Annotated in this window: 14 protein-coding genes; 8 read left to right on the plus strand and 6 right to left on the minus strand. The window is 38.8% G+C overall.

The features are described 5' to 3' along the window. Window positions 1-104: 104 nt before the first annotated feature. The 3 genes from C9E89_RS14925 to C9E89_RS14935 form a co-directional block, all read right to left on the minus strand. On the minus strand, window positions 105-779 hold the full coding sequence (locus C9E89_RS14925; RefSeq protein WP_107009134.1) for a class I SAM-dependent methyltransferase: 675 nt from the start codon (window positions 777-779) through the stop codon (window positions 105-107). A 97-nt stretch (window positions 780-876) separates the two neighbouring features. Beyond that, entirely contained in the window at window positions 877-2,565 is a 1,689-nt protein-coding gene (locus C9E89_RS14930) for an AMP-binding protein (RefSeq protein ID WP_107009135.1), read from the minus strand. Window positions 2,566-2,679: 114 nt separating this feature from the next. Continuing rightward, complete coding sequence (locus tag C9E89_RS14935) at window positions 2,680-3,303, minus strand: TetR/AcrR family transcriptional regulator (protein ID WP_107009136.1); 624 nt, start codon at window positions 3,301-3,303, stop codon at window positions 2,680-2,682. Between the two features lie 147 nt (window positions 3,304-3,450). On the opposite strand from C9E89_RS14935, the gene C9E89_RS14940 reads away from it, so the two are divergent. From C9E89_RS14940 to C9E89_RS14970, 7 genes are all read left to right on the plus strand, one after another. Next, window positions 3,451-4,623 (plus strand): isovaleryl-CoA dehydrogenase, encoded by a 1,173-nt coding sequence (locus C9E89_RS14940; protein ID WP_107009137.1) that lies wholly within the window; start codon window positions 3,451-3,453, stop codon window positions 4,621-4,623. 109 nt (window positions 4,624-4,732) lie between these two features. Beyond that, window positions 4,733-6,334 (plus strand): carboxyl transferase domain-containing protein, encoded by a 1,602-nt coding sequence (locus C9E89_RS14945; RefSeq protein WP_107009138.1) that lies wholly within the window; start codon window positions 4,733-4,735, stop codon window positions 6,332-6,334. A gap of 10 nt (window positions 6,335-6,344) precedes the next feature. After that, window positions 6,345-7,142: an enoyl-CoA hydratase/isomerase family protein gene (locus tag C9E89_RS14950; protein WP_107009139.1), complete on the plus strand. Its 798-nt coding sequence runs from the start codon at window positions 6,345-6,347 to the stop codon at window positions 7,140-7,142. 10 nt (window positions 7,143-7,152) lie between these two features. After that, window positions 7,153-9,147 (plus strand): acetyl/propionyl/methylcrotonyl-CoA carboxylase subunit alpha, encoded by a 1,995-nt coding sequence (locus C9E89_RS14955; RefSeq protein ID WP_107009140.1) that lies wholly within the window; start codon window positions 7,153-7,155, stop codon window positions 9,145-9,147. Next, complete coding sequence (locus C9E89_RS14960) at window positions 9,144-10,061, plus strand: hydroxymethylglutaryl-CoA lyase (protein ID WP_107009141.1); 918 nt, start codon at window positions 9,144-9,146, stop codon at window positions 10,059-10,061. The genes C9E89_RS14955 and C9E89_RS14960 overlap by 4 nt, the downstream gene beginning before the upstream one ends. Window positions 10,062-10,123: 62 nt before the next feature. Next, complete coding sequence (locus tag C9E89_RS14965; protein ID WP_107009142.1) at window positions 10,124-10,828, plus strand: CoA transferase subunit A; 705 nt, start codon at window positions 10,124-10,126, stop codon at window positions 10,826-10,828. A gap of 4 nt (window positions 10,829-10,832) precedes the next feature. After that, a complete protein-coding gene (locus C9E89_RS14970; protein ID WP_107009143.1) occupies window positions 10,833-11,462 on the plus strand; it encodes a 3-oxoacid CoA-transferase subunit B in 630 nt (209 codons plus the stop codon). A gap of 224 nt (window positions 11,463-11,686) precedes the next feature. Here the strand turns inward: C9E89_RS14970 and C9E89_RS14975 are convergent, their stop codons facing one another. Both C9E89_RS14975 and C9E89_RS14980 read right to left on the minus strand, forming a co-directional pair. Beyond that, window positions 11,687-12,844: an MFS transporter gene (locus C9E89_RS14975; RefSeq protein ID WP_107009144.1), complete on the minus strand. Its 1,158-nt coding sequence runs from the start codon at window positions 12,842-12,844 to the stop codon at window positions 11,687-11,689. Between the two features lie 415 nt (window positions 12,845-13,259). After that, the gene (locus tag C9E89_RS14980) at window positions 13,260-15,458 is read right to left on the minus strand and encodes a TonB-dependent receptor (RefSeq protein WP_378228032.1); all 2,199 of its coding nucleotides are present in this window, start codon (window positions 15,456-15,458) and stop codon (window positions 13,260-13,262) included. 523 nt (window positions 15,459-15,981) lie between these two features. Here C9E89_RS14980 and C9E89_RS14985 point away from each other — a divergent pair. Beyond that, complete coding sequence (locus C9E89_RS14985; protein WP_107009149.1) at window positions 15,982-16,683, plus strand: VIT1/CCC1 transporter family protein; 702 nt, start codon at window positions 15,982-15,984, stop codon at window positions 16,681-16,683. Between the two features lie 142 nt (window positions 16,684-16,825). Here the strand turns inward: C9E89_RS14985 and C9E89_RS14990 are convergent, their stop codons facing one another. After that, window positions 16,826-17,578: an NlpC/P60 family protein gene (locus tag C9E89_RS14990; RefSeq protein ID WP_107009145.1), complete on the minus strand. Its 753-nt coding sequence runs from the start codon at window positions 17,576-17,578 to the stop codon at window positions 16,826-16,828. Window positions 17,579-17,737: the final 159 nt, after the last annotated feature.

The raw sequence follows: 17,737 nt of genomic DNA on the forward strand, positions 1-17,737 counted from the left end.
ACAAACTTTAGATGTAAGACTCCGTCAAAAACGAACCTCTTATATTATGTTAATTTTCAAGAATGGTATAAACCATTAGAAACCGAAGTTGCTGCTTCGGTTTTTTATTTCACTGCAAACGTACCAAAATAATTTAAAACTTGCGCAAAGTTTTCCACAGACTTAAAGCCTATATGCCTTAATAACTGATGCAATGCTTGATTCGAAATTAAGCAAAAATCATCTTGTAAACGCTCAATCATGGCTTGGCTTTGTTTTTCTGAAAGCCCTGTCAATTCAGCTAAATGCTGCAAAGTTTTCAATTGTTGTACATTTTCAATTTGCATCAAGTCATAACTCAAACACACAGCCTGATCTTTTAAAGCATGATAAATATCTTGAAAATAAACCATTTTTTCAGTTTCAGGAATAAAATGTGAAACCAAAATAGACAATGCAGCATCAAATTTTTGTGCTGTATGACTCAGCCCAGAGGTATCGCTATGCAAAAACTGTACATGTGTCGCTAAATTTTCAGACTCAAGCCGTGCTTTGGCTTTTTCAAGCATATTTTGAGCAGGGTCAATCGCAGTAAATCTCCAATGTGGAAATTGAGCTGCCAAATAACACAGTTCATGCCCTGTACCACAGCCCACCACTAGAACTTCAGCTCGCTCAGGTAAGCGCGCTTTGAGTAAAGCATGAACCTGCAAATGGATCAGCTCATAACCTGGAATCAGTTTTCGAATATGATCATCATACCCATCAACCACTTGAGGATGATTAAAATCTTTCGCCATCGTCTTATTACTATTTTATTGAAAATAAATGAAACGCACTAAGCCAAAACAATGTCACTTGAAATAGAACTTAGTGCGACTTTGGATCACTTAACGTTTAAGCAATTTCTTTTAAATTTAACTCGCTGCGCATAAATTCTTGAAGTTTAAATTTTTGCGCTTTTCCAGAAGCAGTCATCGGAAACTCAGTAAAGAATCGCACATATTTCGGAACTTTATTATGTGAAATATGCTCCTTACAATACTGACGAATGCATTCTTCTGTCACTTGATGATGCTCATGTAAAATAATACACGCACATAGCTCCTCACCATAACGTGGGTCAGGTAGACCAATCACTTGTACATCAGATACATCAGGATGAGTATATAAGAAGTCTTCGATTTCTTTCGGGAATAAGTTTTCTCCACCACGAATCACAACATCTTTGATACGTCCCTTGATTTTGACAAAACCGTCTTCATCCATTTCAGCAATATCACCTGTGTGCATCCATTTTGCCACATCAATCACTTCTTTGGTTTTTTCCTCATCTTCCCAATACCCCAACATCACAGAATAGCCACGCACACAAAGCTCACCGAGTTTGCCACGTGGTACGACTTTGCCCTGTTCATCAATAATTTTAACTTCAAGGTGTGGTTTGACTCGCCCAACAGTACCGACACGACATTCAATTGGGTCTGTGGTTGAAGTCTGCATACTGACAGGTGCAGTTTCAGTCATACCATAACAAATGGTAATTTCACTCATATGCATACGATCAATTACACGTTGCATGATCTCACGTGGACATGGACTACCTGCCATAATGCCTGTACGTAAACTACTTAAATCAAACTGATCAAATGTTTCTTCTTCGAGCATGGCAATAAACATGGTCGGTACACCATAAGCTGCTGTACATTTTTCTTGTTCAATGGCTTTTAAACTCGCCAATGGATTAAACACAGCAGATGGATAGACCATGGTTGAACCATGGGTGATACATGCGAGATTTCCCATTACCATACCAAAGCAATGAAACAATGGCACAGAAATACAGACTCGATCTTGCGGTGTTAAATGAATCCCTTCACCCACAAAATAACCATTATTTAAAATATTATTGTGAGTCAGCATCGTCCCTTTCGGATTACCTGTTGTACCCGAAGTGAATTGAATATTAATGGTTTCATCAAATTGCAAATCTTGGGCAATTGTTTGTAATTGTGCTTGTTCTTTTTTGCTAGGCGGACTCAACAAGTCTGAAAAACGATGAATGCCTTCATGTTGTTGCTCATCAATTTTAATCACATATTTTAAATGTGGCACTTTTTCAGCATTTAAAACTTTATCATGCGCAGTCTGAATTTCAGGGGCAATTTGGGTCAATACTTGCTGATAATCAGAGCTTTTAAAAACTGAAGCAATGATTAATCCCTTGCAAGACACTTTATTCAGTACATATTCCAACTCATTTTTTTTATAAGCAGGATTGAGATTGACCAAAATAATGCCTGCTTTAAAAGCAGCAAACTGGGCAATCGTCCATTCCACACAGTTTGGAGACCAAATCGCAAGGCGATCACCTTTTGTAAGCCCTAAACGCAATAAACTACAGGCAAAGGCATTGACCTGATCTTGCAGCTCTTGATAACTGAGCCTAATATTTTGATGAAGACTGACCACCGCATCCTGATCAGCATACATCTGACAGGCTTCATCAAATTTATCACCAATCGTCATCCCAATTAAAGGTTCTTGACTTGTTCCATATGCGTAACTTAACCGTACTTGCGACATTGAATCATACTCCTTGATTCTTTGTGATTTTGCTTTTCTAATCTCTAATCTAATTGTTTTCCATGATCACTTGTCGAAACAGATTTTATGTGTATTCAAACCGTTAAATAAATATTAATCCTCCTTGCTTTGTACAGCATTTACACAAAAATCGGCAATCTGTTTCACAAAATAATCTTTATAGGACTCATCAAACATCACATTTCTTGAAGGATTTAAAGGTTCAATCACCACAAATGTCATTGCACCCACCACACAAAGTGCAGCTGTATTTAAATCTTCAAAACCGAATTCACCTGTGGTTTTTCCTTGAGCCAAAATTTCCTTCATGCTTTGTTTGATCAATTGTTTACTACGAAAACGACCATGCTCTAACTCTGGGTCAACGGGTTCAAACATCAGTGAATATGCCAATTGTGGGCTATTCATTGCACGTTTGACAAAAGTTGTGACTGCTTTATGTAACTTTTGCGTCGCAGTAAGCTCACCTGCCGCAATATGATTCAAAATATCAACTTCGACATGGATCGCGTCATCTAACACCTCTATCAACACTTGGCTTTTGTTGGTGAAATAACGATAGACCAAGCCGCTTGATACCCCTGCTCGGTCAGCAATCGCTTGTATCTGTGCATCTTTAAATCCACCTTCAGCAATTAACTCACGTGCAGACTGCAAAATCGTTTTGCGATTTTGTTCCATTCGTTCTTGCATTAAAGATGATCGTTTATAGCTCATATTTTGTATTCTCAATCAATTAAAGTGAATTGTAAATCAATTTTTGAATTTATATTCACTTTTTCAAAAAAAACATGTATTGTAAATTTAGCAACAAGAAAAAGTGTTTTTTGGAACAACAACTAAAACCGTTAGGATGACAGGACGATGAACCTACAAAGTATTGATTTTGGACTTGATGAAACATTAATTGCGCTCCGTGATTCAGTGGCTGCGTTTTGTGCAAAGGAAATCGCGCCCATTGCCAAACAAGTCGATCAAGATAATTTATTCCCCCACCACCTTTGGAAAAAGTTTGGTGATATGGGCTTAATGGGTTTAACAGTGAGTGAAGAATACGGTGGTACTAACCTCGGTTATTTAGCCCACATCATTGTCATGCAAGAAATTTCTCGTGCTTCAGCCGCTATCGGTTTGTCTTATGGTGCGCATTCTAACCTATGTGTCAACCAAATTAACCGTAATGGCAACGCAGATCAAAAGCAACGTTATTTACCAAAATTGATTTCAGGTGAATATGTAGGCGCACTCGCAATGTCTGAACCGAATGCAGGTTCTGACGTGGTCAGTATGAAACTCAAAGCCGAAGACGCTGGGGATCATTTTATCTTAAATGGTTCAAAAATGTGGATCACCAACGGTGGCGATGCTGATGTTTTAGTGGTGTATGCCAAAACTGATCTTGCCGCAGGTGCAAAAGGCATGACTGCATTCCTTGTTGAAAAAAATATGGAAGGCTTTAGTCATGGTTCACACCTCGACAAACTCGGTATGCGTGGCTCAAACACCTACCCGCTATTCTTTGATAATGTCAAAGTACCGAAAGAAAATGTCTTAGGTGGTGTCGGTAATGGCACGAAAGTCCTGATGAGTGGCTTGGACTACGAACGCGCTGTTCTCAGTGGTGGACCTCTTGGCATTATGGATGCTTGTTTAGATGTGGTGATTCCTTACATTCATGACCGTAAACAATTTGGACAAGCTTTGGGTGAGTTCCAACTTATGCAAGGCAAAATTGCCGATATGTATTCAACATGGTTAGCGTCTAAAGCCTTAGTTTATGCCGTTGGTGCTGCATGTGACAAAGCGGATCATGATCGTGGTTTACGTAAAGATGCAGCAAGTGCAATTTTGTATTCTGCTGAAAAAGCGACATGGATGGCAGGTGAAGCGATCCAAACTTTAGGTGGCAATGGTTATATCAATGAATATGACACAGGTCGTCTATGGCGTGATGCAAAACTCTATGAAATCGGCGCGGGTACATCAGAAATCCGTCGTATGTTGATTGGTCGTGAATTATTCAATGAAACCAAATAATTAAACACTGTTTTTTAATGATCTTGGCGTGATAATAAATTTCAGGATCATTTAAACACCAACACTGATGTAGCAATAATCGAATATAAAAAAGACAAGGATGTTTCAGATGAACCAAATACAAAGCAAAATTAATATTCGAAGTGAGGATTTTAAAGCCAATCAAGCGGCGATGCAGCAACTGGTCGATGATCTTAAACAAAAAGTCGCAACCATTGCTTTGGGTGGCGGTGAAAAAGCACGTGAAAAACATATTGCCCGAGGCAAACTCTTGGCACGTGATCGTATTGATCAACTGATTGATGCAGGTACAGCTTTTTTAGAAATCGGTCAAATTGCAGGTTTCAATGTCTACGCTGATGATGTCCCTGCTGCAGGAGTAGTGGCAGGCATCGGGCAAGTACAAGGCGTAAGCTGTATGATCGTGGCAAATGATGCAACGGTGAAAGGTGGAACGTATTATCCACTCACAGTGAAAAAGCATTTACGTGCGCAAGAAATCGCTGAACAAAACCATTTACCGTGTATTTATATGGTGGACTCAGGTGGTGCGTTCTTGCCGATGCAAGATGAAGTTTTTCCTGACCGCGACCACTTTGGACGTATCTTCTACAATCAAGCGCGTATGTCGAGTATGGGTATCGCTCAAATTGCCATTGTCATGGGGAGTTGTACCGCAGGTGGTGCTTATGTCCCTGCCATGTCAGATGAAACCATTATTGTCCGTAACCAAGGTACGATTTTCTTAGGTGGTCCCCCACTGGTCAAAGCTGCAACGGGTGAAGTCGTGACTTCAGAAGACCTCGGTGGCGGTGATGTCCATACACGTCTTTCAGGTGTTGCCGATCATTTGGCTGAAAATGATGAACACGCAATCTTAATTGCTCGAAATATTGTTAAAAATTTAAATAAAACGCCAAATCAAAATAATGTTGAAATCGAAGAACCACTTTATGCAGCGGAAGAACTCTACGGCATCATCCCAACCGATACACGTAAACCTTTTGATATTCGTGAAGTCATCGCTCGTATTGTGGATGGTTCACGTTTAGACGAATTTAAAGCGCGTTTTGGTACAACTTTAATCACTGGCTTTGCTTCGATTTATGGCATGAAAGTCGGCATCATTGCCAATAATGGGATTCTATTTTCAGAGTCTGCACAAAAAGGTGCGCACTTTATTGAACTATGTAGCCAGCGCAATATTCCATTGTTATTCCTACAAAATATTACAGGATTTATGGTTGGTCGTCAGTATGAAAATGAAGGTATTGCCAAACATGGTGCAAAACTGGTCATGGCAGTTGCGACAGCAAATGTACCAAAAATCACTATGGTGATCGGGGGTTCATTTGGTGCAGGGAACTATGGTATGTGTGGTCGTGCCTACTCGCCTCGTTTCCTTTGGACTTGGCCAAACTCACGTATTTCGGTGATGGGTGGCGAGCAAGCAGCAAGCGTACTCTCCACTTTAAAACGTGACCAAATTGAATCTAAAGGTGAAAGCTGGAGTGCTGAACAAGAAGATCAATTTAAACAACCGATTCGTGATCAGTATGAGCATCAAGGTCATCCATATTATGCGTCTGCACGGTTATGGGATGATGGCGTGGTTGACCCTGCACAAGCTCGTCATGTTTTAGGTTTAAGTTTAGCGGCTGCGCTCAATGCGCCGATTGTACCAACCAAGTTCGGCGTGTTCCGCATGTAAGGGGTGCAAAATGGATTTTCAATATTTACAACTCGAACAACAGCAGCAAGTCGCAACGGTTTGGATCAATCGTGCTGAACTCCATAATGCTTTCAATACGCAAGTCATTGAAGAATTAAACCAATGTTTTCAGCATTTAAATACTCGTGATGACATTCGCGTGGTGGTTTTAGCAGGTCGTGGCAAAAGCTTTTCTGCGGGCGCTGACCTGAATTGGATGAAACAAGCAGGTGAAGCTTCTCAGGCAGACAATGAAGCTGATGCTTTAAAACTGGCAAAAATGCTACAAAGTTTAGCGACGTTAAAACAACCGACCATTGCGCGTGTGCATGGTGTCGCGTTTGGTGGTGGTATGGGCTTAGCTTCTGCATGTGATATGTGTATCGCCAGTACTGATGCAAAATTTGCAACCTCAGAAGTACGCTTGGGTCTAGCGCCTTCCACCATTAGCCCTTATGTGATTCGTGCCATTGGCGCACGTCAAGCATCACGCTATTTCCTCACCGCTGAACGTATTACTGCGGAGCAAGGCAAAGCGATTGGTTTAGTGCATGAAGTGACCACACCTGAAACTTTAGATGAAAAAATAAATGAAATTGTGGGCACTTTATTATTAGGTGGACCACAAGCACAAGCCGCTTCCAAGCAACTGATTCAAATGGTTAGCCAAGAAAGTTTAACTGAAAAACTACTCGTTCAAACTGCTCAGCATATCGCACATGTACGTCAGGGTGCTGAAGCGAAAAATGGATTACAGGCGTTTTTAAATAAACAAAGCCCTGAATGGATTACAAACAGTACAGAATAAGGACAACACCATGTTTGAAAAGATTTTAATTGCCAATCGTGGCGAAATTGCTTGCCGTGTCATTCGTACTGCAAAAAAATTAGGCATTGTAACGGTAGCGGTCTATTCAGATGCAGATGCCAATTCACAGCATGTCAAACAAGCAGATGAAGCGGTTTATATTGGTGAATCCCCTGCTTCACAAAGTTATTTACAAGTGGATCGGATCATTCAAGCGGCGTTAAATACTGGTGCGCAAGCGATTCATCCTGGTTATGGTTTCTTGTCTGAAAATGATCAATTTGCCCTTGCCTGTGAAAAAAATAATATTGTGTTTATTGGACCTCCTGTTGCTGCAATTTTGGCAATGGGGCTTAAAGCGACTTCAAAAGCCTTGATGGAAAAAGCAGGTGTGCCTTTAACACCGGGCTATCATGGTAGCAACCAAGATGCAGCATTTTTAAAACAACAAGCCGATGGTATTGGCTACCCTGTTTTGATTAAAGCCAGTGCAGGTGGTGGTGGTAAAGGCATGCGTTTGGTTAAGCGTGAAGCTGACTTTTTAGATGCGCTGTCTTCGTGTAAAAATGAAGCAAAATCGAGCTTTGGTAATGATGAAGTTTTGGTTGAACGTTATGTAGTAAATCCGCGCCATGTTGAAGTACAAGTCTTTGGCGACTCACACGGCAACTATGTGCATTTATTTGAACGTGATTGCTCAGTACAACGTCGTCACCAAAAAGTACTTGAAGAAGCCCCTGCACCAAATATTGCTGAAGAAAAATTGGAAGCGATGCGTAAAGCGGCGATAGATGCAGCAAGTGCAGTAAATTATGTTGGTGCAGGAACAGTTGAATTCATCGTTGAACAAGATGGTACAGCGTATTTCATGGAAATGAATACCCGTCTTCAAGTTGAACATCCTGTCACTGAAATGATCACAGGGCAAGACTTGGTTGAATGGCAGCTGCGTGTTGCAAGCGGTGAACCATTACCCAAATTACAACATGAACTCAGCATCAACGGTCATGCCATCGAAGCGCGAATCTATGCCGAAGAACCTGAAAAAGGTTACTTACCTGCGATTGGAAAAATCCGCTACCTACATTATCCTGCACAAAATGAACATGTTCGTGTTGATAGCGGCATTGTGCAAGGTGATGAAATCACGACTTATTATGACCCGATGATTTCTAAACTGATCGTATGGGGCAAAAATCGTGATGAAGCCTTAGTCCAAATGCATCATGCACTTGGGCATTTTCATGTGGAAGGTTTGGGCAATAACATTGCATTTTTAGACCGAATTATCCGTTGCGATTCATTTAAAAATGCAGACTTAGACACCAATCTGATTCAACGTGAAGATGAATTTTTGTTTAAAAATATTCGCACTGCGGATACCAATTTAATCATCATCGCAGCATTTACCGAGCTTTTAAGCCGATTTAAAGCCAATAAAACAGCAAATAATCCAGTTTGGCAAAATCAATCCATTTGGCGTTTGAACCAAGCCAACCGCTACCCTGTCAAATTTAACTTGGCTGGGCATGAAATTGTTATCCATTTCCGCCCCGTCGCTGATCAATTCATTGCAGAATATCAAGATTTACAACTACAAATCTCGGGTCAATTACTCAATGAAAATACAGTACACATCGACCTCAATGGTCTGAAGCAAAAAATTGCTTTTAGCCGTAATGAACAAGCTTTGACGGTATTTTCAAATGCACAAAATTATATTTTTGAACATATTCAGCCAAAAATCAGCAATGAAGACAGCTCAAGCAATGAAAGTAATTTAAAAGCACCGATGCCGGGGGTGATTACTAAAGTCTTAGTGTCTGCGAAAGATCAAGTGAAAAAGGATGATATTTTACTGACACTTGAAGCGATGAAAATCGAATATACCATTCGTGCACCACAAGACGGCGTGATTGCAGCAGCCTATTTCCAAGCGGGTGATCAAGTCAAAGCGGGTGATGAGTTGGTTGAATTTGAATTACTCACGGAGAATGTTGCATGACTTTAGCACACGACAACTGCGTGAAAATCGTTGAAGTCGGTCCTCGTGACGGACTACAAAACGAGAAAACACCTTTAACACTCGAACAACGTAAAGCCTTGATTTTAGACTTAATGCAAACAGGACTGACTTCAATTGAAGTCGGCTCTTGTGTCTCAGCAAAATGGGTTCCGCAAATGGCAAATAGCGACCAACTCTTTGCCGAATTACCGAAAGATCCTAATATTGGGTTTAGCTTACTCACGCCTAATCTTAAAGGTTTTGAAGCTGCGCTTGCGGTTGGCTGCCAAGAAGTTGCTGTTTTTACTGCGGCTTCTGAAAGTTTTACCCGTAAAAATATCAACTGCTCAATTGATGAAAGCTTTGAAAAATTTGCTGATGTTCTCGCCGCAGCCAAAGCCAACAATGTCAAAGTTCGTGGCTATGTCTCATGTATCGTTGACTGTCCTTATGAAGGTGCGATAGACCCGAAACAAGTGGCTTATGTGAGTAAACGTTTGTATGACATGGGTTGCTATGAAATTTCTTTAGGTGAAACCATCGGTACAGCCACACCCGATCGTGTTAAAAAAGTCTGGGATGCGTGTCTTGTTGAATTAGATGCAAAAGTGCTTGCAGGACATTTCCACAATACCTATGGCATGGCGATTGCCAATATTTATCAGTCTCTTGAACAAGGCATTCGAGTTTTTGACTCCTCGATCGCAGGTTTAGGTGGTTGTCCTTATGCCAAAGGTGCCTCAGGTAATGTGTCAACCGAAGACCTATATTATTTAATGTCGAAAATGGGTTTTGAAACAGGGATCAATCTTGATGCATTAATGAAGGCAAGTCGAAATATCAGCCAAGTTTTAAATCGACAAAATCCTTCAAACTATGCCAATGCCTATTGGCAAACTCAATGCGCTTCATGATATAAACCATACATAAGTGCAAGAAAAATTAATGGAATAAGATCGTAATAATAAGGTGAAATATGCTCAGTAAAGTTTATGCAAATGCAACGGATGCATTACAAGACATTGTCCAAGATGGGCAAACTTTAGCCGTTGGCGGTTTTGGTTTATGTGGTCTGCCTGAAGCTTTAATTTCAGCATTAAAGGCAACAGGTGTCAAAGACCTAACGTGTATTTCCAATAATGCAGGTGTGGATGGTTTTGGTCTAGGTTTATTGTTAGAAACTAAACAAATCAAAAAAATGATTGCCTCTTATGTCGGTGAAAACAAAGAGTTTGAACGTCAGTTTTTAAATGGTGAATTAGAAGTTGAACTAACACCTCAAGGCACTTTAGCAGAAAAACTCCGTGCAGGTGGTGCAGGTATCCCTGCTTTTTACACCCAAGCAGGTGTCGGTACTTTGGTTGCCGAAGGCAAAGAAGTCCGTAATTTTAAGGGTAAAGATCATATTTTAGAAGAATCCCTCACTGCGGATATTGCCCTAGTCAAAGCCTATAAAGCGGATAAAGCAGGGAATTTAATTTTCCGTAAAACAGCACGTAATTTCAATCCTGACTGTGCCACCGCAGGAAAAATCACCGTAGTTGAAGTTGAACATTTAGTTGAAGTCGGTGAGCTAGATCCAGATCATGTGCATCTGTCAGGCATCTATGTACATCGTATTGTTGTCAATGCACAGCCTGAAAAGCGTATTGAACAATTGACATTAAAATCAGAGGGATGAAGTCATGGCTTGGACACGCAATGAAATGGCACAACGTGCTGCACAAGAACTTGAAAATGGTTTTTATGTCAATTTAGGGATTGGTTTACCGACCCTAGTTGCAAACTATATTCCTGAAAATATGGATGTTTGGCTACAGTCTGAAAATGGTTTACTCGGTATCGGCGAGTTTCCAACAGAAGAGACTGTGGATGCAGATCTCATCAATGCAGGTAAACAAACCGTCACTGCACGTTCTGGCGCAGCATTTTTTGCGAGTTCAGAATCATTTGCCATGATTCGTGGCGGCAAAGTCAATATTGCGATATTAGGTGCAATGGAAGTTTCTGAAACAGGTGACCTCGCCAACTGGATGATTCCCGGCAAAAAAGTCAAAGGGATGGGCGGGGCTATGGACTTGGTTGCAGGTGTCCAAAAAGTTGTGGTGTTAATGGAGCACTGCGCCAAAGATGGCTCGCCTAAAATCGTTAAAAACTGCGAGCTACCTTTGACAGGAAAAGGCGTGGTTGACCGTATTATTTCTGATTTAGGTGTTTTTGATGTGACAGAACAAGGGATTAAATTGGTCGAACTGGCAGAAGGTATCAACTTTGAAGACGTGCAAAAAGTCACAGGTGTGCCAATTCTTCATTAAAGTTCTCATACAAATATGACAGCGATTAAAAATTTTATATTTTTCATGATGTTTATACTAATTTTAATAACTTAAATTGACTTGTATCAAACGATTCAAATCTGGTTATCTCTAAACATAGACCCAGTATATGTTTTTCATATTGGGTCTATTTACAATCTATTCAAAAATAATCATCCCTCAACTCACATATCATCATAGACTATTAATTTATAATCATATTTTCATATTCCTTGTACTTTACTCGGTAACCAATGAACAAAAATAAAACCGAATAGCGTTATACATCCTGCAAAAATAAAAATCCATTCTCCAGAAAATTGCTGCCAATAATGCCCTGCTAAAATACTACCGCTAGCAACACCAAGTCCCCACATGGTGCTATATAATGCCTGCCCTCGCCCTTGTTGTCCTAAGCTAAAATTTTGAAAAATAATACGCATTGCCAATACATGAAATAAACCAAAACTAAAAGCATGCAATGTTTGTGAAAGAAATTGCATCAAAAAACTTTCAGGAAATGTACCTACCAATACAAAACGAATTCCTGTCATTAACAAACATAAACTGACCAAAATGCGCCAAGAAAAATGCTTAAGAAAAAATGTGGCATAGGCAAACATCATGATTTCAGCAATTACCCCAACTGACCATAAAAATCCAATTTCAGTTGTACTAAAACCAGCTTGTTTTAAATAATTACTATAAAAACTATAAAATGGCGCTTGAGCAAAAAGCATAACGAATTCGATGCTAAAAAAAGCCCAAACGATAGGACGCTTTAAAATAGGCAATAAAGGTTCTAACTTTTTTTGCGCTTGTGGTGCATGTTTTGGCTCATGAATGGTAAAAGACCACAGAAATGCAGTAAATGCTATACATAACAACATGATGGGTAACATTGAAATTGTGACAATTTCGAGTAATGCACCAATACTAAATACACCAACGATAAAACCCACCGATCCCCATTTTCTAACTTTGCCATACAGCTCAGCTCTACGCTCTCCCAACCAAAATAATGTCACACCTTCAAATTGAGCTAAAATAGCATTCTGAAAAAAACTAAAAATAAGCATCAATAATGCAACAGACTGAAAGTTATTAGGAATAATAAAAATTAGTAACCAAATAACAGCTTCCATCCATGTTGCTAGTCTAACCAATAGCATCCTTTTGCCTGACTTATCAGCAATCCATCCCCAAATAAATGGAGCAAAAAAACGAGTAATAATTGCAATAGAGGACAGAAGACCAATTTCACTAAAGCTAAAACCTTGATTTTGCAGGTATAAGCTCCAATAAGGCATGAATGTTCCAACAATTGAATAATAGAAAAAATAAAAAGCACCTAGTTTGTGTTGGATTGGAATTGGTTGCATTCAGTTGTAAACCTTTGTATTTACAATTAGTTATAAAAAGTAATAGTTGCATATGTATGCATTTAAATGTAGTGGATTGCAATTCAACAATCTACAAATCAGTCTACAAATTAGAAAATAATAAAATTATTTATTTTTTGTAGATTGCTCAATAAGCATACAAAAACAATCACTTTTGGATAGCGAGCTTATTATAGTTAAAATATTTACTGATTTTTGCTTTTATTCAAAATCAAATCTAAGTCACAACCGACTTGCTATAACCCTATCTCAGACAGTGAAACTGAGAGAAGTGTCAATAATAAATTGGGGTCATGTTGTCAATTAATGAAAACAAAAGAAAGAAAATAATAAAAACCGCAAAAAGCGGTTTTTATTTTCAGATAATCAATTATCTAGGCACTTAACTTTAATTTTAAAAATAATAATTTAGCTTAAATAAGTAATTCCTTGGGGTACCTGGCATCGAACCTGACCGCCAGTACTCCTTATCGGTTAAATTATTTACAGCAACAGTAGCACCCCATGCTTTATCTTTGTAACCTAATGCAGCATCTATACGTGTCCAATCTGGCATTTCTGTTGTGTTTTCATCTGAAGTGTAATATGACCCCATATAAGTTGCGCCAATTTCACCATATATTTTTTTGGTCGGTAAGTAACGAACAAATAGGTTTCCTGTATGTTTTGAAACATTGCGTAAATAATTTCCAACAAGTTTAGGCTCTACTTTATCTTCGTTAATTTTCGCATCTGTATACCCATATCCACCGCGCACATAAATATTATTGACCAACCTACCAATGAAACTAAACTCTGCTCCCTTAGACTCATGCTCACCCACAACAACATAAGGAGAGTTATCATCATCCGGATCTTCATGATCACGTATATTATGTTTTTTAATATGAAAAGCAGACAATTGCGTATTCAATCTTTTATTAAGCCAATCACTTTTTATACCAACTTCATATTGATCATTATATTGTGGCTCATAGTTGAAAGCAGCTAAGTCTGCTGTTGCTGATACAGCACTCACTCCCATGCTTCCACCAAAAGGGGCAAAACTTTTGCTATAAGAAGCATATAAGCTGTGAGCAGGAACTGGTTGCCAAACAAAACCTATATTTGGACTGAATGTCTCATTTTCTACAGTTTTAGATTGCCCATAAGCAGATGAGCTTGCAAGCTTATTGGTTGTTTTTGCTTCATAGTAATCATACCTTCCACCGATCATCATTTTTATTTGATCATTAAAACTAATGAGATCTTGTAGGAATATCCCGTAGTTTGTACCCTCATTATAGTTATGAGACGTAATAACGTGTCCATTGCCGCGGTTACTAAAACGATCACCTGTTAATGGATTAACAAAACCATAAATAAGAGATCCATCTTGATTTTTATTAGATAATAGTGGCTCGCGCTGTTCGTAAGTCCAATCCGTACCAATTAAAATATTATGTCTAATTGATCCTGTGTTAAATTCACCAGTAACATCCCACGTATTGGAAGTGGTCTTATTTGTTGTTTGTTGCCAATAATAAATTTGGTTGACATACCCTTTATAACACCCTTTGTCTGTAGAGGTTGGTGTCTTATCAGAAGTACACATTGATCCAGCATAAAAATGATCAAAATTTTGTTCCGCTTCACGATGACTTAAAGCCCAATGAAACTTCCAATCTGGTGCAAATTCATATTTAACATCTGTTCTCGCTGTTTTTAAAATATCCTCAACATAATCCCCAGATTGTGCAAACCCCATTTTAGTGGAGGTCCCTTTAGGTAAATTTTCATAAGACGGACCACGATCAGGAATACGGTTTAAATCATCATAAGTAAATTCTGTTGTCCATAACAGTTTCTCATCATCACTTCGATAAGTAAAACTTGGCGATATCATTTCTTCTTTTGTGCCAATACCGTGACGAAAGCTATTTGTATCTGATTTTTCACCAACTAATCGTACTGCCCAGTTATCATTTAGAACTTTATTAATATCAACTGTGCTGCCAACATTTTCATAAAAGCCAGCATATACCCCCATCGTACTAGGTGATTCAAAGTTAGCGAATTTAGTGACCATGTTTATAACACCACCACCACCACTACGACCATATAAAACAGAGGCTGGACCTTTTAAAATTTCGATGCGCTCTACGTTAGCAGTACTACGTCTTACTTGACCACTTTCACGAATACCATCTCGATAAATATCACCAGAATCGGCACTAAATCCACGCAGCATAATCCCATCCCCCCTCATATCATAAGATGTTGATACGCCTGGTGTGCCTTGTAGCATTACACTTAAATCATTTGCTCCATAGAGCTTATATTTTGATACATCGATTGTATCAATCGTTTGGGGGATATCCTTTTTATCTAGACCATTTCGAGTAACATTTGCTTGTTTATAATCTACATAGGTTTTGACTGGGTCACCTTCAGCCATTGCCTGCATTACAATAGTTGGAAGTGTTGCATATATTGCATCCTCATTTACTTCAGAATTAGCTTTTGCTGAAGAAACAAAAAGAAAGCCCGTAGAAAGCATCATTAAAGGTAGTTTTTTCTTTGCGTAAAACACATAAACACCAATGTTAATAATAATCATTATTAATTATATTAACATTTAAAACAAAATGACAATAATTTATTACAAAATAATCTTCTTATTCGTGAATTTTTCTATATGTCTTTCCATATGGTCTATAATTTTCAGACAAGCTAGGAAAGACTGATAAATAGCTTTTTTGCATTTAAAATTAAAGGTTGATCACAGTACACTCCCTCTAATATTAAGTATTACGAGATAGTGAAAGTTTTTAATTCTTATCTCAAAATTAATTTTTATTGCTGTTTTTTGCAAAACTACTACATTTAGATTATTAGTCATTCCAAAATTATTCCTGACTATTTTTCACTCAAATTAGTTATAAAAGTTAGGACTAACTTTGTTAATGATTGATGAAAACGTCAAAACACACAACTATAACAACTATCTATTTTTCTAAAAATCATCATAAAATTTAAAGAAAACACAGTTTAATAGTCGGATGCTTACCGCTCAATTAAGGTTTCGTCATCCTATATTGACTACAATCATGTGGATAACAGCAAGAGAGTTTATTGTGCACCATTCTTATCATATCGAAAAACATTATATTGAACGTGCTGGATGGTTACGTGCAGCAGTACTGGGGGCAAATGACGGAATTATTTCAGTGACCAGTCTGGTGGTAGGCATTGCAGCCAGTGGTGCATCTACCCATACCCTACTAGTGACCTGTATCGCTGGATTGATTTCTGGAGCTATATCAATGGCTGCGGGTGAATATATTTCGGTTAAATCCCAGCAAGACATTGAGCAGAATGATCTGGAGATGGAACAACGTGAACTGCAACGCCATCCCGAACATGAATTAAATGAATTAAAAAATATTTATATACAACGCGGATTGCAACCCACTTTAGCTGAAGAAGTTGCCCGTCAGCTCACCGCACATAATGCTTTAGATGCCCATGCTCGTGATGAAATTGGTATTTTAGATCATACCTCTGCCCAGCCTTTTCGCGCTGCTTTTTCTTCAGCCACTGCTTTTACAGTCGGCTCACTCTTTCCTTTAGTTTCCATTATATTACTGCCTGAGCAATACTTAGAGAAAGGCGTGATGGTGATTGGAGTATTAAGTCTTGGCATTATGGGTGCACTGGCCAGTTATGCAGGGAGAGCTAGCATTTGGAGAGGCTCAATCCGAGTGATGCTTTGGGGTATTATCGCGATGCTACTTAGTTCTTGGATTGGATCATTATTCAATGTGAGCGTAGCATAAGAGCGTTTTTTGTATTACTCCGAAGGATTTCCTTCTAGCTATTATGCCTGTTTGTTGTCATAAATTTAGTCCCCACTTGTTTTTAAATGGGGCTAAGTTAAGGCTTATTTAAAGGTGCACATATAATGGTTGTCAATTTACATCATAATTCACTCACCTTAATTGCACTCACTCCACTTAGTACCGCCAAATCATAACGAGACTCAGCAGGTCGGCTCGTTTTCCCATACCAACGAAACTCTTGAAATTCACCATCGGAATATAATGCATAAGAAACAGCATTGCCTTGGTTCCCACCTAAGCAGACTAATTTTTTAGTTTTTTGATCACGACCTACAACAAAGCAAACATGACCACCGCCCTTGCGAGTTTTAATTGCAACACATCCGTAGGCAGGCTTAGCGAGTTTTGATCCGTAGTTCACATAATCAAGTGCCCGGTACCAATGCTTTGGATATTTTACACCTGCAGTCTTTAAGCAATGAGCTACGAAAGTTCCACACCACGGTGTTTCATCATCGGTGAACCAACCACCAAGTCCTTCGATCCATCCTAAGATAGTTTTGTTATGTTGCTTACCTACAATTTCACGCAAGCCAATATGTTTTTTCGCTTCAACCATCCACGCCAAATCATTGGTTGCTTGTGGGGTAGCTAAAAGGCTATTAATGCCATTTAATTGTGGTGCATGTAGCTCTGGTTGATAGATCTTCTTGCCGATCAAGCCAAGCAATGGAATTACAATTCCAACAACTACGGCTTCATGCTGTTTTGGAATGAGCTGAAAATCTAATGCCCATTGCAACAATGGAATTAGTACAAGCATAAAAAAAGCTACCAACATTGGGAGCTTCACGGAAAGATATTTCCACGCATTTTGATCAATCAATTTCATTTTTTAACTCACTTCTTAAATCATTCATTCGTTGTTTATGTTTAGCTTCATACATTTCAATTTCATGTAACTCTTGTTCACGCTTGTCTTTACGTTTTTGGAATTGGCGATTTGATAAAAAGTTCATGAAGCTAATAATTAAGCCTGCTAAACCAATAC

The sequence above is a fragment of the Acinetobacter sichuanensis genome (assembly GCF_003024515.2).
GTDB classification, from domain to species: Bacteria; Pseudomonadota; Gammaproteobacteria; order Pseudomonadales; family Moraxellaceae; genus Acinetobacter; species Acinetobacter sichuanensis.